Source organism: Paenibacillus sp. USHLN196, from assembly GCF_037144955.1.
Taxonomy (GTDB): Bacteria; Bacillota; Bacilli; order Paenibacillales; family Paenibacillaceae; genus Paenibacillus; species Paenibacillus xylanexedens_C.
In genome coordinates this window covers 114708-137580 of record NZ_JBBCYH010000007.1, presented here as the reverse complement: position 1 = coordinate 137580, position 22873 = coordinate 114708, and the positions used below count along the sequence as shown (strand labels likewise).

The window sequence follows — 22873 nt, the reverse complement described above, 5'->3', positions numbered from 1 at the left end:
ATGTTAGCTATTTACGAGAGGCTCGCGTGCGGGATACCTCATCGAAGTAGAAGGAACGTTTCCCACGGGAGAACAACACAATGAAGACATGAATGAAGAGCACGGCATAGACCAACATATAGACACCGACTGTTCCCAGGGAAAGCAATATTTGATAAGGCCGGAGCATTACATCCTCATTACTTGTGAAGGCATAATCATTGACCCAGCGGATGATTGTAATCACGAACCACGGCGTGTAAAGTGCGAGCAGTCTTTTAAATAATGATTCGATGGTCGGTGAGCCGCTCTGGCGATTCACATATCGGAAGCGCAGAATAGCTGAGCCTGGTGTTGTTCCGCTCCGTACCCATGGAATGAAGAACAGTACGATGACCATCGCGATGGATGTATTCAGTGCTTCTTGAATTACATCGGACGGGGTGAAGATGGACAACACATTGGTAATCAGCACGACTACCGCACCGTCGATAAGTAATGCAAGCAGTTGTGGTACGGGATACACGCGATTTTGCTCCACGATCTGCTCACTTTTCGCCTGGATACTTGCTTGGGATGGAAACAAAGCGAGTAGAATGGGGGCTGTGACAAATCCAAGCAATGTTCCTGAAGTGTTCAATAACAGATCATCTACATCAAACAAGCGATAGGGACAGTTGTAATACCCGTAGAATCCGGTGATTTGAGTGATCTCGAAGAATAAGGAAAGCCCCAAGCCACCCAGTAGAGCATATTTCCAGAACGATCTCTTTTGAAAAAAATAACGGATATACACACCTAGCGGCATGAGAAGCAGGACGTTAAATAGAACTTGCAGAAAGGCTCTGCCCTGAATCATGCTGAGATAGCTGGAAGGCTGAGACCATACAACAGGTGTTTCCTTCATGATGTCTTTGACAAAAGTGAATGGAACCAGATTGTAGTAGATCGTGTCAGCAGCTTGCTGTGCACAGGTATCTCGCGTAGTCGGAAACGGGAGAATGACAAGGCAGTAGGCAGCCAGAATATAAAAGATAAAGGAAAAGCTGACGCCAAACCGCGACCAACTAAAGAAGCCGTCTTTACGATAACCATAGATCAACCACGGCACCAGCAAAAACATGGCCGCGACGACAAATATAGCAAATGCCGCTTGCACCGGAAAAACATATGAAGACATGAGTAGGCACTCCTTTGATATCAAAAAAATATAGTGAATTTCATCAGAATTCATGCATTTGTAGTGCGTATCTAATAGTTACATCATAAGTAGTTACCCTTAAAGTGAGGGAGGCATGAACCTTAAATTTGGTTTAAATCCATTCATGCAGTGAGCAAGCGTATGGAACATACCGCCGAAATCCCGTATACTTGCGGGAAAGCCAATCGTAGAATGGAGAGTTTAATACATATGTCTAATTTGCCTAACTGCCCGAAATGTAATTCGGAGTACACGTACGAGGATGGTAACCTGTTGGTTTGCCCGGAGTGCGCGCATGAATGGTCTCCAGAAGGGGAAAATGAGAATGCAGAGGATGCAAAAGTAATCCGTGATGCCAACGGAAATGTGCTAAGTGATGGCGATACCGTTACGGTCATTAAAGATCTGAAGGTAAAAGGTAGCTCACTCGTGGTCAAACAGGGTACGAAAGTGAAGAATATCCGCCTGATTGATGGGGATCATGATATTGATTGCAAGATTGACAGTTTGGGTGCGATGAAGCTGAAATCCGAGTTTGTGAAAAAGATATAAGATAAGATCGAGAAACGTTCAGTTCCGTATCCAACGGGAATTGAACGTTTTTTGTTTGACAGGAAATATTTAGTAGATATATACTGGTTGGAATTTAATTTTTGAACATGCTTGGGTGGTCTACATATCAGAAAAGGCAGGTGTCAGAGCGATGAAGAGAGATCATATTATTAAATATTATTCCGGGTTTGATGAGTGGGGGAGACTGGAGCGGGAACCGATTGAATTCATCATTAACATGCATTACATCAGAGAGTATCTTCCTGCCAACGGTCATATTCTGGATAATGGCGCTGGGCCGGGGAAGTATGCCATGGAGCTGGCGAAACTGGGGTACCAGGTCACTTTATCTGATCTGACACCGTCCTCCGTAGATATTGCACGGCAAAAGGCTCAAGAGTTCGGTTTGACACAGCAATTCAATGGATTCCATGTTCTAGATGCGACTTCGCTCTCTGGTATTGCTGACGAGACTTATGATGCGTCCCTCATGCTGGGGCCTATGTATCACCTGCAGACAGATGAGGAGCGTGTGGCTGCTGTGCAGGAGTTGTATCGTGTGACCAAGCCGGGGGGCATGGTGTATATAGCGATGCAGAGCCGAATGCGCATGAGTATCAATTCGTTACAATCTCCGCAGCATTGGAAGCCAAATGACCATATGGGAGCAATCCGTTCTTTTGTGGAAAAGGGTATATTCGATCATCAGGATCAAGGACGATTTACGGGAGCATACTATTTCAATATTCAGGACGTTACGCCCTTCATGGAACAGCACAACTTCGAAACTGTCGATTTGATTGGTTCATCGAGCCTTAGAGCGATGCTCACGGACGAGCAGCTACAACACTGGCAAGAACGCGGCGAGTATGATGAACTTATGCAATATATGATTGAAGCGGCCAAAGATCCTTCCATATTGGGAATCTCGTCGCACCTGCTGTACATTGGGAGAAAGAAATAATAGATTTACAGGCAATGCTCTAAAAAATGTATATAATTTAGAATTTCAGCCCATGGAATGCTGTTTGCACATGATATAATATTTCTATCAAATGGTCTGGAGGTGTCAATATGCAATGGAAGGAAGTTCAGGAGCGATTCCCAAATGAATGGGTCGTTTTTGAGGCAACCAAGGCGCATTCAAGAGAAGGCCAGCGTTATATTGAAGAGATGGCTGTTATTGATTCATTTGATGATTCTACAAAGGCACTAAAACGTTATGGTGAATTGCATCAGGAAGATCCCAAACGGGAATACTGCTTTTTTCACACTTCACGTCCAGAAGTTGTGGCAAGAGAACGATATGTTGGCATGAGAGGTCCTCGATGAAAATTTTAGAGGTTTATGGAATTTGACCAAGCCATAATCTATAGAAAATAATTATAAAAGTGCCCTCTGGAAACAGAGGGTACTTGTGTTTTTCATCAAAATAGTTCAATATTAAGATACATAACAAAAGGTGATCTACTTACAATAGGTTAGATGAACAACGGATCGCTTCATACCAGGGAGGAACAGACAATGGAAATCGGAATTAGTACATTTGTGGAGACGAATCCGGATGTAAAAACAGGAGAGCTTATCAGTCATGCGCAGCGCATTCGCGATGTCGTTGAAGAGATTGTTTTGGCAGATCAGGTGGGTCTGGATGTATACGGCGTGGGGGAACATCATCGTGCTGACTATGCGGCTTCATCACCAGCTGTCATTCTGGCGGCCGCAGCTTCACAGACGAAGAATATTCGCCTGACGAGTGCGGTAACGGTGCTATCATCGCATGATCCGGTAAGGGTATATCAGGATTTCGCGACACTGGACGGCATTTCGAATGGGCGTGCAGAGATTATGGCAGGGCGGGGATCATTTATCGAATCGTTCCCACTATTCGGCTATGATCTGAACGATTATGATGAACTATTTGACGAGAAACTGGATTTACTGCTCAAACTGCGTGATTCGGAAAAAGTAACCTGGGAAGGGAAACATCGCCCTTCCTTTAACAATCTGGGCATCTACCCGCGCCCTGTACAGGAGAAACTTCCGGTATGGATTGGCAGTGGCGGTAATCAGGAGTCCGTTGTTCGTGCAGGATTGCTCGGTTTGCCACTGGTGCTTGCCATTATCGGTGGCCGTCCGGTACAATTCGCACCACTGGTGGAACTGTACAAGAAAGCAGCTGCACATGCGGGACATGATGCTTCCAAGTTGACCGTTGCTTCTCACTCTCACGGCTTCATTGCCGATACAACAGACGAAGCTGTGGAGAAATTCTTCCCGCCAGCTCAAGCGGTCATGAACATACTGGGCCGTGAACGTGGCTGGGGACACTACAGCCGTGCGACATTTGATGCGGCGCGCAGCCTTGAAGGTGCATTGTATGTAGGTGATGTGGAGACGGTAGCTCAGAAAATTATTTACCTGCGCAAAGAAGTCGGGATTACCCGCTTCATGTTACACACCCCACTCGGCACCATGCCGCACAATGAGGTGATGAGAGCAATTGAACTGCTTGGTAAAGAAGTCGCTCCAATCGTGCGCAAGGAAATTGCACGTTGGGAAGCCGAGAACCAAGAGGCACGTTAATCAGCTGTAAATCAATATGGTTATTAGATAGTGAACAAAGAAAAGGAGCATGCCCTAGGCGCATTAAGCCAATGGATCTGCTCCTTTTTCGTTTAAATTCTAAAAGCTTCAAATACAGCACAGATTCCATGCTTATCCATTTGCAGATGTATCTATAAGGGAATGTATGACCATCGACACCGTATGATCATAGAGGGTTCTGGCTGCTTCTTGGCTCTCAATATGGCCTCCCAAGTACAGATGAATAACACCGTGTAAAGGAGCCCAGATCATGCGTACCGCAAGCAGGGGATCTTGTACCTGAATCATTCCCTGTTCAATGGCTATCTCCACCAGGGCAGACACTTGCTTCAATGCAGTCGCTGTTCCCTGCAAGGTCTCTCCATCCGGTTTGAATTCGGAAAAAGAACCTCCAAACATCAGCTGATAGAAGCTGGATTGCGAAATGCCGAAGTCCCAGTAGACGTAGGCCAGATCACGGAAATATTGTTCGAACGATGCCTGCCGGGGTATAGCTTCAAAATACTGGGACATAAGAGAACATCCCTCTAAATATAGATGTTTGGCTAACCCTTCTTTTTTGCCGAACAGGTTATATATGATTTTGGTGGAGCACTCCATGCGTTCAGCAACACGGCGTACCGTGACGGCCTCTGGTCCATGCTCTTGCAGTAAAGCTGCAGCAGCATGCACAATATTTTGCCGCAGATTATCCGAGTGCTGGAGTCTGGCTTGCTGAAAGGTCGTTACTGTATGTGCAGATTCCGTGGAACCTGAATTATGATCCTTCATTGATTTCATCCTCGTAACCGTATTGTTGTTCAACAGAAACTACGTTTCCGTTTCTTAAGGTCATTCTACTGTTTTACGTGGGCTAACGTCAATTTAATTAGAAAAGAAGCACCATGTTCTAATTTCAAATTTAACAATTATGATTTGACAGGATCGTGGATTGTGGTTACGATGGTTTTATACAGAAACAACGTTTCTTAGTAAAAACGTGTATTCCAATTATAATTAGAGGATGGATGAAAAATGAAAAAGGATCAACATGAGTGGGTACTTATTACAGGTGCTTCTTCAGGTATCGGGGAGATTTTTGCACTCGAAATGGCTTCCAAGGGTAAAAATATCGTGCTGGTGGCCAGAACGGAGTCCAAACTGAAACAACTGGCAGAACGAATAGAGCGTACATATCAAGTGAGGGCTGAGGTAATCGTATCGGATCTTTCTGAGGTAGAGGCACCACGGAGCGTATATGAGGAATGCCAGAATCGGGGCATACAGATCGATATATTGATCAACAATGCTGGATTCGCTACTCATGGGTTATTTGAACAGGTGGATGGTTCCAGGCAGCAGGATGAGATTATGTTGAACGTGTTGGCCGTGACCAATATGACACATCTTTTCTTGCCAGGCATGTTGCAGAAGAAACATGGTGCTGTCATTAATGTGTCTTCAACGGCTGCCTTTCAACCTGATCCGTATATGGCTGTGTATGGAGCGACGAAGGCATTTGTACTTTCTTTTACAGAGGCCTTATATGAAGAAAACAGGAAGCGTGGTGTTCAGTTCTTAGCGCTATGTCCGGGTTCAACTGAGACTTCGTTCTTTGATGTAGTGGGCGCTGAAGAGGCCTCCGTGGGCAAACGTGATACACCGGAGCATGTCGTGGAAGTGGCCATGAGGGCGCTGGAGTCAGGCAAACCTTATGCTGTGCCTGGGGCCCAAAACTATTGGACAGCGCAGCTCTCCCGCCTCATGCCACGCAAGTCCATGTTGCGAATCGTAGGAAGTATGCTAAGGCCACGTTCCAAGAGTGGTAAAGCAGAGAAAGTGCAAGCCTGAATAACTTATATGAGATGAACGCTTTAGGCCAAAATGCCTTTGGCCTGAGCTTCCTTCATCCAGTCTGGAAATTCGGTAAGGAGACGATCATATAATTCTTCATCACTGATCTTGGAGATGTCGTCCAGTGCAAAAAAGTCAGCATTATCGATGAAACGTCCAGTCATATCATCGAGATTCTCCAGGATACCGTAATTGGCTTGCCCCAGGCCAACGAATTGCCAGAACAGATTTTTAGTCGAGCTTTCGGTAATAAGCCGCATAATTTTCCCTTTTTGACTGACTCCACCATCGCTAAAAAAGATAATATACGTTGGGATCTTCACATTAGGTTCCTCAATCGTGTATTTGCGAATGACATCCTGCATCACAGGAGGTTCGTTGTTGGTACCGCCTTTGCTTCCGAGCGTATATGTGCGTTCAATATAATTCTCGAAATCCCTGGCGGTGACGCTAGGGGCACGCAAAAAGTCTTTGGCAAAGAACCAGACGTCCAACTCTCCGTTATCGTCAAACGCTGATGCAATCGCCAGGATACGCTCGAAGGCTTCTTGCACAACGCCTTTGCGATACAGATGGTACATGGAGCCTGATGCATCGAATACGACGGCAACACGTGCCTGTATAGGTTCAATATTTTTCTTTTGCAGAGACAGGGTTACTTTACGCTTGAGGAGATCGATCTTGGTAAGGTTTAGCGGTGCATGATTCGTACTCGGTACAGCAACAGATGCCGGGGCTTCTGGAGAGGTCGCTGCAACTTCAGCACGTGCCGTGAGAAGGACCTGTTCAGCTTCCGAGGTGTCGTTACTCTCAATCTCAACACCAAATGACTCTGCCAGCGGCTGCAACCCACCAAAGAAACCTCGTCCAATTGCACGAACTTTGAATCCGTCACGATACTTATAGATTTCAATGAAAATAAGTGCTGTTTCCGCTGTGACCTGCGTGATCTCATAGGTAATCTGCTGGGAACCCGCTTGTACAATCGCCTGACATGCCTGAACATCGGCAAATGTGCCTCTCGCATCCAGAGTAGCCGTAAACACACATTTTTCCACAGGAGCCTGCCGTAATTGATTCGTATCCAGTACAAAAGAGGATTGCAGTTCCTCTGCCTGTTGCAGAAGTACACTATGGTGAGGATCAGCCTTCTGATTATAAAATACAAAATAGTCGTCAGATGGAACTTTTCCTTCTTCGTTCACCATAAAGCAGCTAACATCCAAGGGAGAAGGGGTTGATGTACACTGAATGGTTACCTGAATTTGCTCGCATTCGTTGATGCTGATATTTTGTCCTGAGTTTAATTGAATGAACGAATCGGTCATGATCGGATGCCTCTCTTCTCCAATATAATGGGTGAAAATGAACAGTAACAAGATAGATTCTGAGACAAAAGTTTCCATAAGTCAATCGTTTACCCGATGTTCTTACGTCTGCTCTGACTCGTACTTTTCCCGATGCTGCTTCTTCATCTCCACATAGTCTGGATCCGTCTTCGCAATCTCCCATTGCGCTTTGAATATGGCTGCCGCTTCTGCCTTCACCTTATCATTCTGATAGGGCAGGATCGAGCCATCCTCCTTCGAATATTTGCGTCCTCCTTTGTGATTCGTATACCGTCTGGCCCGTGTATAACCCATCTGGAGAAATTTGCGAGCCATATCCATACCCACGAAATCCCCCTTTTTCTTATACTCCAAAAATAGCTCATAGATCTTCTCCGATGACTCTGTCGCAATCTCGGGTGTCTTGAACCGCCAGTGTGGCAGAATCTCGCCTTTGTACGGTTCAACCATGAGAACACCCTGCTCGCCCCGGCCTACGGTGTACAGCTCAGGATGTTTGCGCAGATCTAGCTCTTCATAATTGAGGCTGTAATCAAATTTTTTCATTTGTATGCCCTCCTTGAGATGATATGTGTTCCCGTCAACAATTTGTAATCTGTACTATCGTTTACCCGGTCTTATTAAGGATGAAAATAAGTGAATAAGCGTTGTTGACATATAATATGTCTCCTGTATAATGACATATTATATGTCGATTTAATAAAATACATTTGTGAAGGACGTGTTGTGCATGAATCAAGTTTCATTGCCCTCAATGACGGTACTGCAGTACTTGGCTCATATTCACCAGTTATCTTACACTCAGGTGTGCAAAGAGGTAGGGCTCACTCCACAGCAATTTAATGACTGGGTCAAGAAACGTCGACCAATTCCTAAGGATAGACTGCAACAACTGGCCGATTATTTTCATGTCGAACATGAAGTGCTGATTGATGGACAACATTATTTGCGTGATCTCACACCTGAAAATACAGTGGATGTACAGATCCTTTTTATTCAACAGAAGTTAGAGAAGGAAGGGGAAGAAGAGGAGCAAAAAGCCTACGAGATGAAGCTTCTCCAGTTGCTGCGGGAGAAACACAAGCAGGCTTTAATTGCGAGATTTGCAGCGATCATTGAACAAGGAGGCGAGAAAACGCTCATACATTCTGAAGAATGGCTTAGTAAAGCGGAGTCCATGGCAAGTGTATCTGCACCCTTCTCACATCAGGAGGGGGAGAAATGAGCACAGCATTCGCAGTGAAATCTCAAGAGAACTTTTGGGTCTGCAAAAATCAGGATGTGATCTACGATGGAGTATATCTTTTCACAAATCAACGTGGTCTGCACAAAACTGCCTTGATCATGCCTCCATCACTTCCTGCATCATGGACTTCAGTCTATGGGAGTCTAACCGTTTCTCAAGTAGGGAAGGAGAATCCCAATGGAGGAATAAATGAAGCAGGGCTTGTGATTGAACAGACCACGTTATGGTCGACCCATTATCCAGCTGAAGACGGCCTTCCAGTTGTAAGTGAGCTTCAGTGGATACAGTATCTTTTGGATACATGCAGTACTGTAGATGAAGCATTGGAGGCAGCGGGGAAAATCCGAATAGATCAGAGCACTTCCCAGTTGCATTATTTAATCGCAGATCGCACCGGGAATTATGTAATTGTGGAGTTTCTCCAGAGTCATATGTGTGTGCATTCCGCGCCTTTGGAGGCGCCAGTAATTACAAATACCGCATATAGTGATGCAATAAGTGAACTGGAGTCAGGGCAGAATGTATGGTCACAATGGGACGATTATGAGAAGAATTCAATGGATCGGTTTTCATGTGTTGCCGACATTTATACTAATTCCGGGACATTTCTTGATAATCCAGACGCACTCTTCAAGGTACTGGCTTCTGCCAAACGCGAAGATACGGTATTTTCCTTAATCTATGATCTGCAGCGAATGGAAGTACATTTAACAACGTCAAAGTATGTAAAACCTGTTGTTATTCGTATGATTGACTTCATCTTTGAACAATCTTCGCTTGCACAGGTGGCAAATCTGCAGTGTCGATCAGGGGAGCGAGAAGATCTCCTATTTGAAGATTATTCAGCGGACATAAATATGGAAGCGGTTCGATCCTTTTTTCGTAATCCTCTACTGACTAGTGTGTTCAAGTGGGCTATACCTGATGAGTTGATTCACTATATGGCACAATACCCCGATTCTTTTACATCAAGCACGGTTAATGGGGAACAACAGAACGAATTACACAGGAGGGATAACGGTATGGGAATGTCCGGCAGATATCTTGTGGTAACGAAGGAGCTCATTGAATCTATCAAGTCAGGCGAGGTTAGTGTGCATGATTGTGCAGTTGATCTGGATATCGATAAAACATGGCAGATGCTGCAGTTCACCTTGAGCGGTAACCTGGTACAGGGGGAACCACCTCTCGGTTATGTGGTACCTCTCGCAGGTGAGCAGTACTTGGGAAACTATTCGGACATGGATCTGTTTTTGCTTAGTAACGAGCAGGTGCTGGAAGCCTACATGGCATTGGAGCAGCTCACACCGGAAGAATTAAAGCAGCGGTATAGTCTGGACCAGATGATCACTGAAGGCGTCTATCCTGTTATGGAAGATTGGGATGCGGAAGAGACATTTCAGGAGATCGTTCAGACCGTGGATGATATCCAGGCCTTGTTTCAGGCAACGGCTGCAAGCGGAAATGGGATCGTCTTTTATGTTTTCTAAATGAGCACTGAAATGATGATGGAAAATGGTTGGCCGACGCTGGGACAGGTTTGAATTACGCCTATTCGGGCTATTGATAGACACAAGGCTCAGGCCTTGATGACATGACAATCCGGTAGAAGAGAGGGAATGCGATATGACACAGGATCAGAACGAAGAGAACAAAGCGATTCAAGAGGACGAGCCGGATCAATTCGAGACTCCCACAACTGCGGAAGATGAAGAAACGGATGAGAAGCTCGCAGAAGATCAGGAGCAAGAATAACTCCCAGCATTGCATAATGAAGCAGGAAGTTTTATCGAATCTTACGTATGCTGAAATATAGATAGACCAGAGGTCGGACATGTTCCGGCCTTTTGGTTTATTTTTTTGCGTATCCGTTTACAAGAATTACCTATACCTTCATAATGGAAATGAACCATATTTTTCTAAGGAGGAGTTCATATTAAGAATCGGAAGTTAGTCCAATGGATGGCAGTGCCACTTGTATTATTAATGGTTGTTCTTACAGGATGTCAGGCTGTGGGTGGAGTAGACGTTGGTAAAGCAATGGCCAATGGCGCGAGTATCAAGTCCGGTGAATCCAGACAATCCATGAATATAAACATAGAACCGGCTAAGGAATTTGCTACAGAGAAAGACCTTGAAATGATCGAACTTATTAACTCCATATCCCTGGATATTGATCAAGCCAAAATGAAAGATGCGAAGACAGCATCGATCAAAGGTACACTGAGCATGGAGGGAACGAAGTTACCTTTCCACCTGTCCATGAATGAGTCCCAATTGGTGATTGATCTGGACGGAGCCGAGAAACCGCTGTACATATCTCTGGATACGTTCCAGGATGCACAAGCGCTTCCGATGGTAGATACGAAGGCTCTGGAGAAACAACTCGAGGAACTTTCCCCGAAACTGTTTTCTTTTGTCCTGAAACATCTGTCTAATCCGAAGAACATCTCCGTAACACCGGTACAGGAATCCGTGAATGGCGAAGCACTTAGCCTCTCCAAGCTGCACATGGAGATTAGTGGTGAAGAGATGCTTGCCATGGTCAAACCATTCCTGACGAGTATTTCGAAGGATGAGCAAGGACTGAAAGATCTGATTGGAGATCTGTACGATGTGTTCTACCCTGTACTTGAAGCCGTTAATGAGGTAGAAGGCGGAGGAGACGACACGCTGAATTCAATCGTTCCTGAATCGAAAGATGAAGCTGTTGCATCACTGTATGCCATGATCAAAGTGGGACTGGACAGTATGCTGGTCAATTATGATCAGGAACTGAACAACCTGTTGAATGAGACCCCTGAATTCAAAACGGTATTTGGCACAGAAACCAAACTGAAATTGGACTTCTATCTCGACAGCAAGCTGGATGTTCGCAAGCAAAACTTTGAACTGAAAGTGGCACTGCCAGCTTCCGAAGATCTGCCGCTGAACTCCGTAACCGTAAGTGGAGACAGTGAACAGTGGAATATCGGTGGAACGGTTGCAGTCGATGAAGTAGATGTATCGGGCGGCGTTATGGATCTGATAAAGGATGATATTACGCCTGGTCAGATGCTGCGCAATTTTGATTCCAATTCACTGGCGTATCAATTGCTGAAAGATGAAGCCGGGATCACGAGTAAAAGTGTAGTGCTCTTCCCGGATGATGAATACGCTGGAGCGATCACCGTTAAGAATACAACATTTGTTCCGCTTCGCTACGTGTCCGAGGAATTGGATGCTGAAGTGAAATGGACCAAAGGCTCGAACCAAATCGTTGTCATTGATGACATCACTGGTGATGAGATTGTCCTGACTGTAGGTTCCAAGAAGGCAACGGTAGCTGGTAAAGAAGTGACCTTGGTGGAATCCGCCTATGTAGGCAAGGACGGCAAGACATATGTGCCGCTGCGCTTTGTGGCAGAATCCCTTGGAGCTACTGTAGATAAAGAACAAGAAACAGGCTGGATTTATATTGACCGTCCTTAATTTCCTATGACTTAAAGTAATTAAATGCATTGGGGAGTGCCTCCTATTTGAGGTGCTCCTCTTTGTCGTGTGATTCCGTGCCAGACCAGACGAATGGCAGAACGAGTGAGGAAGCATACTAATCCGGTTGAGATGATGGTTGTAACAGATCCGTGTTTGATTAGAGCAAATGAAGAAACGGGTACTTCGTATGGAGGATGTCAAAAAAGCATAGGGAGGTCTATGAAAGATGACTGAACGATTTGCAGGTAAAGTAGTCCTGATTACAGGCGGGGGCTCCGGCCTCGGCCGGTCGGCAGCTGTGGAAGTTGCACGTGAAGGGGCCAAGCTTGCCTTGGTTGACGTGAACATGAAGGCGCTGGAAGAGACCAAGCGTGTGATCTCGGAAGAGGTAAAGCATGCCGAATTTCTGCTAATTGAAGGTGACGTAGCCAACGAAGAAGCTGTGAAGAAATATGTGAGTGATACGGTCAATGAATTTGGGCGTATCGATGCATTTTTCAACAATGCAGGCATTGAAGGCAAACAAAACCTGATCGAGAATTATGATACGGAAATGTTCGATAAAGTCATCGACATCAACCTGAAGGGTGTATTTTACGGGTTGAAGCACGTCTTGCCTGTGATGAAGAAACAGGGCGAAGGTTACATCGTCAACACGTCCTCTGTAGGTGGCATTCGCGCCGTGCCGAACCAGATTGCCTATGGAGCGAGTAAACATGCCGTAGCCGGCATGACCAAAGATGCAGCGATTGAATACGCCGAGCACGGGATCAGCATTAATGCAATTGCCCCCGGAGCCATTCTGACAGATATGGTTATCGGTTCGTTCAAACAGATCAATCCGAATGATTGGGAGTCAGCATCCAAAGAGTTCGTGAAGGACAACCCGGCCAAGCGCTTGGGTGAACCGAAGGAAGTAGGGCGTCTCGTTGCCTTCCTGCTGTCTGGCGAATCACCATTTATCAATGGAGCCATTATTCCAATTGATGGTGCGCAGTCAGCCAAATATTGATCCCATAATCAAACCGCGTATTTATGCGCCATACACATATACCGAAGAACGCCCGTTTCCGCCAATGTGCGGAGTAGGGCGTTCTTTTTGATGTGATATTTGGGATAGCGTATCTTCCGCAGGTTAAGTGTGTTGTAGCATCTGCGGCTTTTTGCTGAATCCGGTACTCCCGGCTGTGAATCCCATCTGACGATAGAATTGATGTGCAGCTTCACGTTCCGGACGATTGCCACTGTTTAGAGACAGGGAGTCCACATTATGCGTGGCGGCCCATTGCTCGGCTTCCAGAATGAGCTGACGGCCGATGCCTGAGCCCCTGAACTGGTCGTGTACAACCAATGCCATGATACGGCAGTGTCTTCCGTTCTTTTCATACAGATAAGACGTCTGTAATCCGATCAGTCCAACTACACGTCCGCGTGCTTCAGCAACCAGTGTGGTGAAGTTAGCGTCTGCAGCAATGTGGGTATAGCGCTCCTCCATCTCGGCGTAAGTGGTTGGATAGCCGAGTTGATCCATCAGAATGACCATATCTTGCAGATCCGTCGTAGAACTATGTCTAATGGTTACGTCCAGACTCATAATCGTATCTCCTCCTTGGGTCTTTCTTTCAATGAAAGTTCAATAATGGTATCCAGCAACTCTGCAAAAGAAATGCCTGCAGCGGCTGCACTTTTGGGCAGCAGACTGTTACGGGTAAGACCCGGCAGCGTGTTTACTTCAAGCACATAAGGCAAGCCTTCGCGAATCATCATATCCACGCGCGCGTAGACGCTGCATTTCAACACCTGATAGCAGGCGAGTGCCGCGGCTTCCACACGATGATGAAGATCCACAGGCAATTGCACAACCTGCTCATCGGCTCCGTGGTCATCATATTTGGAAGAATAATCGAAAAACTCGGCGTTCGAACGAATGGAGATCACCGGCAGCATTTTTCCATCCAGAATGGCACAGGTGATCTCCTCACCTTCGATATACTGTTCAATCATGACCGTATCATCCCAGGCGAGGGCAGCCTCCACAGCAGCGGGCAGGGCGGCAGCCTCCTTCACTACTTGGGTACCGATGCTGGAACCGCCTGAATTGGGTTTGACCACCACAGGGTACGTTAATTGTTGAACAGCAATTGAGGACAGTTCCTCGATATGACTCACTCGTAGCCACTCTCCAGTAAGCACACCTGCATGCTGCATGAGCTGTTTGGACATGTCTTTATCCATGCATACACTGCTCGCCAGCACGCGCCACAACCTGTGTAGGGAATACCCAGGGATTCCAGTGTGCCTTGAACCGTACCGTCTTCGCCGTATTTGCCATGCAAGGCAAGCAGTGCCACATCGATATCCGCTGACTTGTCGATTAGATCCCGCTTGGTGTTCAGCTCAATGGGCACAACCTCGTATCTATTCTTATCCAGATGGTTGATCATCTCCTGTCCGGTGAGCAGGGAAATATCCCGCTCTGAAGATGTACCGCCCATAATCACGCCAACTTTCATGTGAAATCCTCCTTATCTCATTTGAGCTGCTGTCTCGCCAATGATCCGAATGCCCTTGCGTATATTCTCATCGCTGACTCTGGAGAAACCCAGACGCATCGTGTTTACACCCTGACCGGATTCCAGGTAAAAGGTATCTCCAGGTGTGAACGTTACACCTTTCACCTTACAAGCCGCGAGCAGTTCACGAGTCCTGTATTCGGACGGGAACTGCACGAACAGGTGCAGGCCGCCCTCACCGGAGATCCGGCACATTGGCAGATGCTGCTTCAGGCAGCGCACAACCAGTTCATATTTGCGCTTATACTCCGTACGAGCCCGCTTCAGATATTTCTCGAAATTACCGTTGCTCAGATATTGATACAGTAGCGATTGATCCAGCGTTGATGTGTGGATGCTGCGTGCCCGTTTCATACTCTCCAGATAATCGATCAGCGCCGCATCCGCGATAACCCAACCAACTCGTAGTCCTGGGAACAGCACTTTGGAGAAGCTGCCCAGATACACCAGTCCGTTCCCTCTGCCCATGCTGGCGATCAGGGGAGATACGTGGGAACCGGAATAGCGCAATTCTTCATTGAACCCGTCCTCAATGATCGGTACCTGGTACTGGTTCATCAACCGGATAATCTCCGCCCTTTTCGCAGGGGATGTCACAATCCCGGTCGGATTGTGATAGGAGGGCACAAGATAGGCCAGATCATATGGACTTGCCTTAAGCTCATGTTCCAGTTGCTTCAAGTTCAGGCCATCCGGCTCCATGTTCACACCGGTCAGGTGGAACTGATGCAGCTTTAGATTCTTGATCGCCGTGTGGTGCGTTGGATTCTCACAGAGCGCTTTGCCACTTTTTTTGCGTAACGCACCAAGAACGAGATCGAAGCCTTCCGTGAATCCGTTGGTGATCAGGATGTCCTTGCCACGGAGGTCGACACCTTTGTTCTCCATATATCGTAATAAATAGTTCATCAGTGGTCTGTATCCTTGCGCATATCCGTAATTGAGCAGTACTTCACCTTCAAGTGACATGCGATCCAGAAAAGCCCGTTTCACGTTGTGCAGATCGAACAGCTTCTCGTCCGGTGCTATGCTGGTGAACGAGATCTCGCCGCGCTCTGCTCCGGAGCCATGCTTCATCAGATCGTACTGCTCTGCCTGGATCGCATACTCACTTACCTTCGTCGTCCAGTCCAGTTCCCAGCTTGCTGTAGCCTCAGGTGTTTCGATGGAGGCGCTGACGTAATTGCCCTTGCCTTTGACTGCATAGATCAGTCCCTCATCTTCAAGCTCGGCGTATGCGAGCAGGACCGTGCTGCGACTAACCTTCATGAGTGTACTGAGTTCACGGGTCGAGGGCAGCTTTTGTTTGGCTTGCAGGCCACCTTTGAGCATTAATCGCTTCATATAATCTTTGACTTGTATATATACAGGGCGGTCCTCCGTCAGTTGCAGATCGGAATACATCCCATCACTCCTCTACTGGTATCTTGCCATATTATAAACCCAGCAGAAAGAACCACGATACCTCTGTTTCCCTGCCGGAGTGGTTGGTTGTTCGCGTAAACGCAAAAAAGCCCAGGCAATATGCCGGGGCCGGGTGGTGAAACTTGATCCATTTTCTATAGTACTGCTGCTATAATTTCTACAGTTGCATTGCATGACTAGTCTCTCTAGGATCGATAGCTATCTGACCTTCTACATGTGTCTATTTAACTTCTGTACGGCTATAATTGCAGGCTTTCTAGGTGATACTTAAAATCTACAGTGAAATCATGAATCTAGGTCTTTCTACGTTTGCTTGCTGCAAGGGTCGAATAGAGGGTGAATCCACAATCTATAAGCTAAGGTTCTTGCTAACTGTACTCTTGTCGTGATCACATAACAGAATTCAGCATGAAAAAGATATTCAATCATAGGGTACAATAGACGGAGGTAGATATAAAGACGTATGTCTCAGTGCCCAATTTCTTCCTCATACCCCTATAGTACCACTTTGAATCAGGGAAGTTAACCTTTTTTTTGAAATATTTGTCGTAATAGCGAAAATTGCGTGAATTGTACTTCTAATAGAATGAAATGGTGTCCCTTTATAATATGTGATAAGATCTAAACCTATAGATAATGAGGAAGTGAGCCTATTGATTAATATTACCGTGCCAACACCGGATGTAACCATCACGAAGCAGGCTGATCCACAACTTAGTCACATTTATGGATTTACTGATTTTCACCTGATTACCCGGGAACTAGGCGGGATTTTCATGTTTTACAATGCCGCTGGAGAGTTGTTGTTTGTCGGGAAAGCACGAAAATTAAGACCCCGCATCAAAAAGCATTTTGAAGACACCGTATCACCAATCAAGAATCACCGCGAGGAAGTAACGAAGATTGAAGTATGCCTGGTTGAAGATCCGGTAGATCGTGAAATTTACGAGACCTATATCATTAACACGATGCGTGCGAAATACAATGTAGATAAAGTCTTGTACAAATAAGAAACTTCATCTGGGACATATGTCCTAAGTGTTATGCCAATGGAGAAGGATGTGATCGCAGGATTGCATCCCGTTTCGCTTGGCACCATTTTGGAACACGAACGCCAGGGAGTAGTCTGTAGAAATCAAAATGTAGAAACACCAGAGTATCAGCTTAGGATCACAGAACGTAGAATCACAGATATACCAAATACATATGAAGAGGTGATTGTGTTGATCGGTCGTAGCGGTAACCCTACACTCAAAGACAGCACGTTTGAAAACAAAAGATATGGAGAAGATCGGTATCAGAATTACATGACGATCAATGGTACGGTGAACAAAGCGTTTATTACGCTTGTGATCCTGCTGGGCAGTGCGTTTGCAACATGGATGATGTTCTTTAACGGACAACAAGTGATGCCGCTGGCTTATGGTGGATTAATCGTCGGTTTCATTCTGGCGCTTGTGATTTCATTCAAACCAGTAGCGGCACCTTATCTCGTACCTGTCTATGCAGTGGCAGAAGGCCTGTTCCTGGGAGCACTCTCCGCAACCTATGAGTCCCTGTATAACGGAATTACCTTGCAGGCGGCCTTGTTGACCATGGCTGTATTCATCGCTCTGCTGATGGCGTACAAAACCAGACTGATCAAAGCTACGGAGAACTTCAAGCTGGGTGTCGTGGCTGCAACCGGCGGCATCATGATCATGTATCTGCTGAGCTTTGTACTGGGTTTCTTCGGAATTACGATTCCTTATCTGCATGATAACAGCTTGATCGGCATTGGTATTTCAGTGGTTATCGTCATTGTGGCTGCCCTCAATCTGGTCCTTGATTTTGACTTCATCGAAGGTGGGGCTGAACGTGGTGCTCCCAAGTACATGGAGTGGTACGGCGCATTTGGATTGATGGTGACGCTGGTATGGTTGTACATTGAGATGATCCGTCTGCTTAGCAAATTGCGGAGCCGGAATTAATCCTATCGTTAGAGTTATCATCATAGTTTGAACTTCATGAAAGCTAACGCGTGTCACTCACGTCGTTGGCTTTTTTGGTATATGTGGACGCAGTCTAGAGGCAACTTTTTGAACAGTAGGAGGGGAAAGGACAAGGCACGAGGTGTGTACATTTTACCATATTTGGATTGACGATCTGGAAATGGTTATGGTATTTTATTGATAATGATTATCATTCTCGTTTGAAAGATACTAAGTCGCCAGCTGTTTTCATTCTTAGCTACATATCAAACCGATCAAGCAGATCGAAAGGAGTGGCCACATGTTACTGGAAAATGATTCGCAGATTGCTGTGCACCAGCCTCTTACCGGCCGCAGTCCCAAGACGGATCTTGCGAAGGTTAAAACATACATGGATACCCATTACGATCAACCTCTATCGATTGCAGACCTCGCCTACGAGGCGGGGATCAGTCCGAAATATTTTGTGGATCTGTTCAAGAAAACGTACGGACAGAGTGCAATGGAATATCTTACTGATCTGCGCATTAATCGCGCCAAGCGATACCTGAAGGAATCCAGATACAAGCTTCGCGATATTGCTCTCAGAGTGGGGTACAGTGATGAGTACTATTTTAGCCGTAAATTCAAAAAGGAAGTTGGCGTATCTCCTTCGGACTATGCGAAAAACGCCAGAAAACGAATTGCCACCTGCTCTTCCAGTATGATCGGACAGCTTCTGGCACTCAATGTGATCCCCGTCGCTGCACCCATCGATCCCAAATGGACGGCGTATTATTATAATGCACATCGTACAGAGATCCAGTCCCATCTGCAATTGACGGACCCGTACACGAGCTGGCGGTTTGAGGCCAATGTGGAACGATTGGTTCATATTCGCCCTGATGCCATCGTAGGTACAGATCAGATTAGTGAACAGGATCAGTCCCAATTGGCTGAGATTGCGCCTTGTTGTTTTGTCCCCAAACACCATTCCGATTGGCGAACACAGCTGCGCATGATTGGATCATTCCTGGAGCGGGAGGAACAGGCGGAGCAATGGATACGCATGTACAACCAGCGAGCAGAGAAGGCACGTGAATCGGTACAGCGGGAAGTGGGCCGGGAGAAAGTGATCGTCGTGCGGATCTACGGGCAGAGTCTGTACCTCTATAGCAATCCGGGTATTGAAGAAGTGTTGTATGGAGCTCTGCAACTGGACACATTCTCTGATCTTCGTGCCAATAATCCATTAACGCTGGATCAGCTCGCTGCAATGAACCCTGATCGCATTCTCGTAATGGTATGCCCCGAAGCAGCTTCACGGGCGTATTGGCTTAGCTTGCAGCATTCGGTTACATGGCGTCAGCTCAAGGCCATTCGTCAGTACCAGGTCCATCTAATTACGGGTGACCCTTGGTTTGATTATTCGGCTGTAGGCGTGATGCGCATGCTGGATGAAGCGCTACTGATCTTCACGGGATATTGTCCAAACATCTATCTGGATAACGTCCATGGTGATTCCCAGGCAACGTGACATATAATCCTTGTATCTAAATGAGAATGTTTATCAAGGGGGATATCACATGTTTCACTATATCAAAAACATCGGACAACGTTCCGTTGGTAGCAAATTCCGCAGTACCCGGCTCTCAGCCCTAATCTTACTGCTGTTAATTACAGGGTTGTTGTCCGCCTGTGGCGCAGCATCCGAGAATGCAGGAGCGACTCAGGAGGAGCAACCCGCAACGGAAACTTCAACCCCGGCTTCAGCCGAGACGGTTGTGCAGGAAGAACAAGCAGAAGAGACGACGGGTGAACGCACCGTAAAAGATGACTTGGGACATGATGTAATTGTTCCAGCCAGTACAGAGCGTGTGTTTGCACCGTATCTGGAAGACTCCCTGCTAACCCTCGGTGTTAAGCCAGTCGCCCAATGGGCGAGTGGTACGAAAGGGCATGTTTATCTACAGGACCAACTCAGCGATGTACCTACACTTGATTTCTCCAGTGGATTGCCTTCGCCAGAAGCACTGATGTCGTATAATCCTGATTTTATTATTTTGCACACGGCCCAATACGCCGAGAATGGGGTATACGAGAGTTATTCCAAGATCGCACCGACCTACGTATTCACGAATGCGTCGGGTGATGTAGAGAAATCTTTGCGGGTCATTGGCGATCTTCTGGGCAAAACGGCTGAAGCCGAAAAGGCCATTGAAACCTACCATGCCAAGGTTGAGTCAGCCAAAGCTGAACTGGCGAAAGTAGCCGAAGGCAAAAAAGCAGCGATTATCCGTTTTGCCCCACGTGGTATTAGCATGATGGGTGGTAACTATTTCAGCGGTTACGTCGTATATGAACAACTGGGACTCGGCAAGCCTGCCTTGGTAGAATCGGAGAACAGCGCCATTGTATCCACCGAGGTATTACCCGAGATTGATGCCGACTTTATTTTCACCGTGGAACAGGGGCCGGGCAGCATGAAGGAAATGACGGAAACGAACGTATGGAACAGTATGCCTGCGGTGAAAGCGGGGCATGTGTACGCTGTCGAGCCAGCTCCTTGGTTGGGTGGTGGACTGATCGCATACGGTCATGTTATCGATGATACGTTAAAGGCGTTAACACAATAATCTGAATAGTACAGCTCCCTTTGGAGTGCCCGGAATCGGATGGTTAGCCCAGCGTTCCTGGTACGCCATGAGGGAGTTTTTTTGTAATTGAAACGTGAACATTATATGACATAAATATGGAAATATGGAGATAATCAAAATGATTTCTGGATATCGTCCATGGGACAGCCGGATTCACTCTTTTATAATTGGTAATGAGAATCAATCTCATATATAAAGTGTAGTTCAGTATTCAACTTATATAAGCAGAACAACGAGGAGGACCCATCCGTAATGACGTTTCAGCCTAATCCAACCGCTCTTGGCAACCTCGAGCATATCGCACGCAGTACCGTTCAGATCCCGCATGCCGAACAATGGACCATGAAATCACGTTCAGGCCATCATGACTATCAGATCATGGTATTCAAGCCTGCCGAACCTCCGCCCCCGTCCGGTTACCCGGTGATCTACCTGCTGGATGCCAATTCCGTATTCGGAACGATGGTGGAAGCTGTTCGTGTGCAGGGACGCAGACCGGAGAAGACAGGTGCGCTTCCGGCGATTGTCGTAGGCATCGGATACCCGATTACGGGTCCCTTTTCCCCTCATCGATACTATGACTTTACGCCAAAGGCCACGACGGAATATACCGTAAAATCCGATGGTACACCTCTGCCGGAACAAGGAGGAGCGGATGAGTTCTTGCGGTTTATTGAAGAAGAACTGAAACCGGAGATGGAGCAGCAGTTTCGGATTGATCGGGACAGACAGGCTATATTTGGTCATTCGCTTGGCGGTTTGTTCGTGATCCATGCGTTGTTCACGAGACCGGAAGCTTTTCGATATTACATTGCGGGCAGTCCCTCGCTGCACTGGAATCAGAAGGTCATGCAGGCGGAGGAACAGGAATTCATTGCAAGGCTGGAGCAGCAACCGGTGAACGTCAAGGTGTGGATTGGTATGGGTGAACAGGAGAAGACACATCCAGCACGCAACAATGACAAGGCATCCAGTCTTACGGAACGTTTATCAGCATTGAAGCAACCGGGGCTGGATATCGCCTACACCGAGTTCGAAGAAGAGAACCATGTCTCGGTATTGCCATTTTTGATTAGTCGCACGATGCGTTTTGCCTGTAGTCCGGAGTCGTAGAAGGTCAGAAATAGGAGGCGACAGGAGCCAAGGAATAGGCTTGTTGCAGTTTGGGAAATGTTCCGGTCTAGGGGAGAACACAGTTATAAGGCAGTAAGGGAGGTACACGAGGTGAGCTACACAGGAATCAATGGAAAAGTAGCCTTGGTCACCGGTTCCGCTCAAGGGATCGGTGAAGCGGTAGCGAGATTGCTTGCACAACAAGGCGCTACCGTTGCCCTGGTGGATCGACAGGAAGCTGGGCTGGATCAGTTGGTCACCGATCTGCGCAGTCAGGGTCATCAGGCAACAGCCTGCGTTGCTGATATATCGGATCGTCAAGCTGTTGAGGATACTGTTCGACGGATTGAAGAGACCGTTGGCCCCATTGGCATTCTGGTGAATGCAGCGGGTGTGCTGCACACAGGGGCAGTGAGTGAGCTGACGGATGAAGAATGGACGAGGACGTTTGACGTGAATACACACGGTGTATTTTACATGTCGCGTGCGGTAGTGAGATATATGGCTGAACGCCAAACGGGCGCGGTAGTTACCGTGGGTTCGAATGCTGCGAGTGTTCCGCGAATGCACATGTCAGCCTACGCGGCCTCCAAAGCCGCCTCAACCATCTTCACCAAATGTCTGGCTCTTGAATACGCCGATCAGCATATTCGTTGCAACATTGTCTCTCCAGGCTCAACAGATACGCCAATGCAGCGCGCCATGTGGCAGGACGAGCATGGCGCACAGGCAGTTATTGCAGGCTCACCGCAAACCTTCCGTTTGGGCATACCGCTAAACAGGATGGCATTGCCAGAGGATATCGCGGACGCGGTGGTCTTTCTGGTATCGGATCAAGCCAGGCATATTACAATGCACAATCTGTGTGTAGATGGAGGCGCCACGCTCGGTGCCTGAATCAAGAGATAAGGAGAT

22 protein-coding genes and 1 pseudogene are annotated in these 22873 nt (G+C 46.9%); 16 read left to right on the top strand and 7 right to left on the bottom strand.

Annotated features, from left to right (window positions below; translation table 11 throughout):
• Positions 1-7: 7 nt before the first annotated feature.
• A complete protein-coding gene (locus WFI24_RS18435; protein ID WP_336763106.1) occupies positions 8-1159 on the bottom strand; it encodes a VanZ family protein in 1152 nt (383 codons plus the stop codon).
• Positions 1160-1390: 231 nt separating this feature from the next.
• On the opposite strand from WFI24_RS18435, the gene WFI24_RS18430 reads away from it, so the two are divergent.
• The 4 genes from WFI24_RS18430 to WFI24_RS18415 all read left to right on the top strand — a co-directional run bounded on the left by WFI24_RS18430 (position 1391) and on the right by WFI24_RS18415 (position 4318).
• Positions 1391-1732 (top strand): zinc ribbon domain-containing protein YjdM, encoded by a 342-nt coding sequence (locus WFI24_RS18430; protein WP_145324854.1) that lies wholly within the window; start codon positions 1391-1393, stop codon positions 1730-1732.
• A gap of 151 nt (positions 1733-1883) precedes the next feature.
• Entirely contained in the window at positions 1884-2696 is an 813-nt protein-coding gene (locus WFI24_RS18425; RefSeq protein ID WP_336763102.1) for a class I SAM-dependent methyltransferase, read from the top strand.
• Between the two features lie 110 nt (positions 2697-2806).
• The gene (locus WFI24_RS18420; RefSeq protein WP_076213784.1) at positions 2807-3064 is read left to right on the top strand and encodes a hypothetical protein; all 258 of its coding nucleotides are present in this window, start codon (positions 2807-2809) and stop codon (positions 3062-3064) included.
• A gap of 192 nt (positions 3065-3256) precedes the next feature.
• Positions 3257-4318 carry an LLM class flavin-dependent oxidoreductase gene (locus tag WFI24_RS18415; protein WP_091035571.1) on the top strand — a complete coding sequence of 354 codons (1062 nt, stop codon included), beginning with the start codon at positions 3257-3259 and terminating at the stop codon, positions 4316-4318.
• Between the two features lie 132 nt (positions 4319-4450).
• Here WFI24_RS18415 and WFI24_RS18410 read toward each other — a convergent pair whose 3' ends face one another.
• Positions 4451-5110 (bottom strand): TetR/AcrR family transcriptional regulator, encoded by a 660-nt coding sequence (locus WFI24_RS18410; protein ID WP_336763096.1) that lies wholly within the window; start codon positions 5108-5110, stop codon positions 4451-4453.
• A 243-nt stretch (positions 5111-5353) separates the two neighbouring features.
• Here WFI24_RS18410 and WFI24_RS18405 point away from each other — a divergent pair, with 243 nt between their 5' ends.
• Positions 5354-6169, top strand: coding sequence for an SDR family NAD(P)-dependent oxidoreductase (locus tag WFI24_RS18405; protein WP_336763094.1), 816 nt, complete (start codon positions 5354-5356; stop codon positions 6167-6169).
• A gap of 23 nt (positions 6170-6192) precedes the next feature.
• Here WFI24_RS18405 and WFI24_RS18400 read toward each other — a convergent pair whose 3' ends face one another.
• Together WFI24_RS18400 and WFI24_RS18395 are read right to left on the bottom strand one after the other, a co-directional pair.
• Positions 6193-7500 carry a VWA domain-containing protein gene (locus WFI24_RS18400; protein WP_336763092.1) on the bottom strand — a complete coding sequence of 436 codons (1308 nt, stop codon included), beginning with the start codon at positions 7498-7500 and terminating at the stop codon, positions 6193-6195.
• Between the two features lie 102 nt (positions 7501-7602).
• A complete protein-coding gene (locus WFI24_RS18395; RefSeq protein WP_336763090.1) occupies positions 7603-8067 on the bottom strand; it encodes a DUF4385 domain-containing protein in 465 nt (154 codons plus the stop codon).
• A gap of 184 nt (positions 8068-8251) precedes the next feature.
• On the opposite strand from WFI24_RS18395, the gene WFI24_RS18390 reads away from it, so the two are divergent.
• The 5 genes from WFI24_RS18390 (at position 8252) to WFI24_RS18370 (ending at position 13253) form a co-directional block, all read left to right on the top strand.
• Positions 8252-8746 carry a helix-turn-helix domain-containing protein gene (locus WFI24_RS18390; RefSeq protein WP_336763089.1) on the top strand — a complete coding sequence of 165 codons (495 nt, stop codon included), beginning with the start codon at positions 8252-8254 and terminating at the stop codon, positions 8744-8746.
• Positions 8743-10257 (top strand): DUF1877 family protein, encoded by a 1515-nt coding sequence (locus WFI24_RS18385; RefSeq protein WP_336763087.1) that lies wholly within the window; start codon positions 8743-8745, stop codon positions 10255-10257. Before WFI24_RS18390 ends, WFI24_RS18385 begins: the two co-directional genes overlap by 4 nt.
• 136 nt (positions 10258-10393) lie before the next feature.
• On the top strand, positions 10394-10522 hold the full coding sequence (locus WFI24_RS18380; RefSeq protein WP_274599293.1) for a hypothetical protein: 129 nt from the start codon (positions 10394-10396) through the stop codon (positions 10520-10522).
• A 207-nt stretch (positions 10523-10729) separates the two neighbouring features.
• The gene (locus WFI24_RS18375; RefSeq protein ID WP_336763084.1) at positions 10730-12238 is read left to right on the top strand and encodes a copper amine oxidase N-terminal domain-containing protein; all 1509 of its coding nucleotides are present in this window, start codon (positions 10730-10732) and stop codon (positions 12236-12238) included.
• 229 nt (positions 12239-12467) lie between these two features.
• Positions 12468-13253: a glucose 1-dehydrogenase gene (locus WFI24_RS18370; protein ID WP_336763083.1), complete on the top strand. Its 786-nt coding sequence runs from the start codon at positions 12468-12470 to the stop codon at positions 13251-13253.
• A gap of 123 nt (positions 13254-13376) precedes the next feature.
• Here WFI24_RS18370 and WFI24_RS18365 read toward each other — a convergent pair whose 3' ends face one another.
• The 3 genes and pseudogenes from WFI24_RS18365 to pdxR all read right to left on the bottom strand — a co-directional run bounded on the left by WFI24_RS18365 (position 13377) and on the right by pdxR (position 16218).
• Positions 13377-13835, bottom strand: a complete 459-nt coding sequence (locus WFI24_RS18365; protein ID WP_336763081.1) for a GNAT family N-acetyltransferase — start codon at positions 13833-13835, stop codon at positions 13377-13379.
• Positions 13832-14754: pseudogene (locus WFI24_RS18360) on the bottom strand (D-alanine--D-alanine ligase). Before WFI24_RS18360 ends, WFI24_RS18365 begins: the two are co-directional and overlap by 4 nt.
• A 12-nt stretch (positions 14755-14766) precedes the next feature.
• Positions 14767-16218 (bottom strand): MocR-like pyridoxine biosynthesis transcription factor PdxR, encoded by a 1452-nt coding sequence (gene pdxR / locus WFI24_RS18355; protein ID WP_336763079.1) that lies wholly within the window; start codon positions 16216-16218, stop codon positions 14767-14769.
• 674 nt (positions 16219-16892) lie between these two features.
• On the opposite strand from pdxR, the gene WFI24_RS18350 reads away from it, so the two are divergent.
• The 6 genes from WFI24_RS18350 (at position 16893) to WFI24_RS18325 (ending at position 22855) form a co-directional block, all read left to right on the top strand.
• A complete protein-coding gene (locus tag WFI24_RS18350; RefSeq protein WP_036612270.1) occupies positions 16893-17249 on the top strand; it encodes a nucleotide excision repair endonuclease in 357 nt (118 codons plus the stop codon).
• A 213-nt stretch (positions 17250-17462) separates the two neighbouring features.
• Complete coding sequence (locus WFI24_RS18345; RefSeq protein ID WP_336763445.1) at positions 17463-18209, top strand: Bax inhibitor-1/YccA family protein; 747 nt, start codon at positions 17463-17465, stop codon at positions 18207-18209.
• 301 nt (positions 18210-18510) lie between these two features.
• Positions 18511-19725 (top strand): AraC family transcriptional regulator, encoded by a 1215-nt coding sequence (locus WFI24_RS18340; RefSeq protein WP_336763075.1) that lies wholly within the window; start codon positions 18511-18513, stop codon positions 19723-19725.
• A gap of 49 nt (positions 19726-19774) precedes the next feature.
• Positions 19775-20824 carry an ABC transporter substrate-binding protein gene (locus tag WFI24_RS18335; RefSeq protein WP_336763074.1) on the top strand — a complete coding sequence of 350 codons (1050 nt, stop codon included), beginning with the start codon at positions 19775-19777 and terminating at the stop codon, positions 20822-20824.
• 273 nt (positions 20825-21097) lie between these two features.
• Positions 21098-21958: an alpha/beta hydrolase gene (locus tag WFI24_RS18330; protein ID WP_336763072.1), complete on the top strand. Its 861-nt coding sequence runs from the start codon at positions 21098-21100 to the stop codon at positions 21956-21958.
• Between the two features lie 111 nt (positions 21959-22069).
• Positions 22070-22855 (top strand): 2,3-dihydro-2,3-dihydroxybenzoate dehydrogenase, encoded by a 786-nt coding sequence (locus WFI24_RS18325; protein WP_336763070.1) that lies wholly within the window; start codon positions 22070-22072, stop codon positions 22853-22855.
• Positions 22856-22873 lie beyond the last annotated feature (18 nt).

Excerpts from the sequence above, each read along its gene's own strand:
- WFI24_RS18435 (WP_336763106.1), bottom strand. The coding sequence starts at position 1,159 with ATGTCTTCATATGTTTTTCCGGTGCAAGCGGCATTTGCTATATTTGTC.
- WFI24_RS18430 (WP_145324854.1), top strand. The coding sequence starts at position 1,391 with ATGTCTAATTTGCCTAACTGCCCGAAATGTAATTCGGAGTACACGTAC.
- WFI24_RS18425 (WP_336763102.1), top strand. The coding sequence starts at position 1,884 with ATGAAGAGAGATCATATTATTAAATATTATTCCGGGTTTGATGAGTGG.
- WFI24_RS18420 (WP_076213784.1), top strand. The coding sequence starts at position 2,807 with ATGCAATGGAAGGAAGTTCAGGAGCGATTCCCAAATGAATGGGTCGTT.
- WFI24_RS18415 (WP_091035571.1), top strand. The coding sequence starts at position 3,257 with ATGGAAATCGGAATTAGTACATTTGTGGAGACGAATCCGGATGTAAAA.
- WFI24_RS18410 (WP_336763096.1), bottom strand. The coding sequence starts at position 5,110 with ATGAAGGATCATAATTCAGGTTCCACGGAATCTGCACATACAGTAACG.
- WFI24_RS18405 (WP_336763094.1), top strand. The coding sequence starts at position 5,354 with ATGAAAAAGGATCAACATGAGTGGGTACTTATTACAGGTGCTTCTTCA.
- WFI24_RS18400 (WP_336763092.1), bottom strand. The coding sequence starts at position 7,500 with ATGACCGATTCGTTCATTCAATTAAACTCAGGACAAAATATCAGCATC.
- WFI24_RS18395 (WP_336763090.1), bottom strand. The coding sequence starts at position 8,067 with ATGAAAAAATTTGATTACAGCCTCAATTATGAAGAGCTAGATCTGCGC.
- WFI24_RS18390 (WP_336763089.1), top strand. The coding sequence starts at position 8,252 with ATGAATCAAGTTTCATTGCCCTCAATGACGGTACTGCAGTACTTGGCT.
- WFI24_RS18385 (WP_336763087.1), top strand. The coding sequence starts at position 8,743 with ATGAGCACAGCATTCGCAGTGAAATCTCAAGAGAACTTTTGGGTCTGC.
- WFI24_RS18380 (WP_274599293.1), top strand. The coding sequence starts at position 10,394 with ATGACACAGGATCAGAACGAAGAGAACAAAGCGATTCAAGAGGACGAG.
- WFI24_RS18375 (WP_336763084.1), top strand. The coding sequence starts at position 10,730 with ATGGCAGTGCCACTTGTATTATTAATGGTTGTTCTTACAGGATGTCAG.
- WFI24_RS18370 (WP_336763083.1), top strand. The coding sequence starts at position 12,468 with ATGACTGAACGATTTGCAGGTAAAGTAGTCCTGATTACAGGCGGGGGC.
- WFI24_RS18365 (WP_336763081.1), bottom strand. The coding sequence starts at position 13,835 with ATGAGTCTGGACGTAACCATTAGACATAGTTCTACGACGGATCTGCAA.
- pdxR (WP_336763079.1), bottom strand. The coding sequence starts at position 16,218 with ATGTATTCCGATCTGCAACTGACGGAGGACCGCCCTGTATATATACAA.
- WFI24_RS18340 (WP_336763075.1), top strand. The coding sequence starts at position 18,511 with ATGTTACTGGAAAATGATTCGCAGATTGCTGTGCACCAGCCTCTTACC.
- WFI24_RS18335 (WP_336763074.1), top strand. The coding sequence starts at position 19,775 with ATGTTTCACTATATCAAAAACATCGGACAACGTTCCGTTGGTAGCAAA.
- WFI24_RS18330 (WP_336763072.1), top strand. The coding sequence starts at position 21,098 with ATGACGTTTCAGCCTAATCCAACCGCTCTTGGCAACCTCGAGCATATC.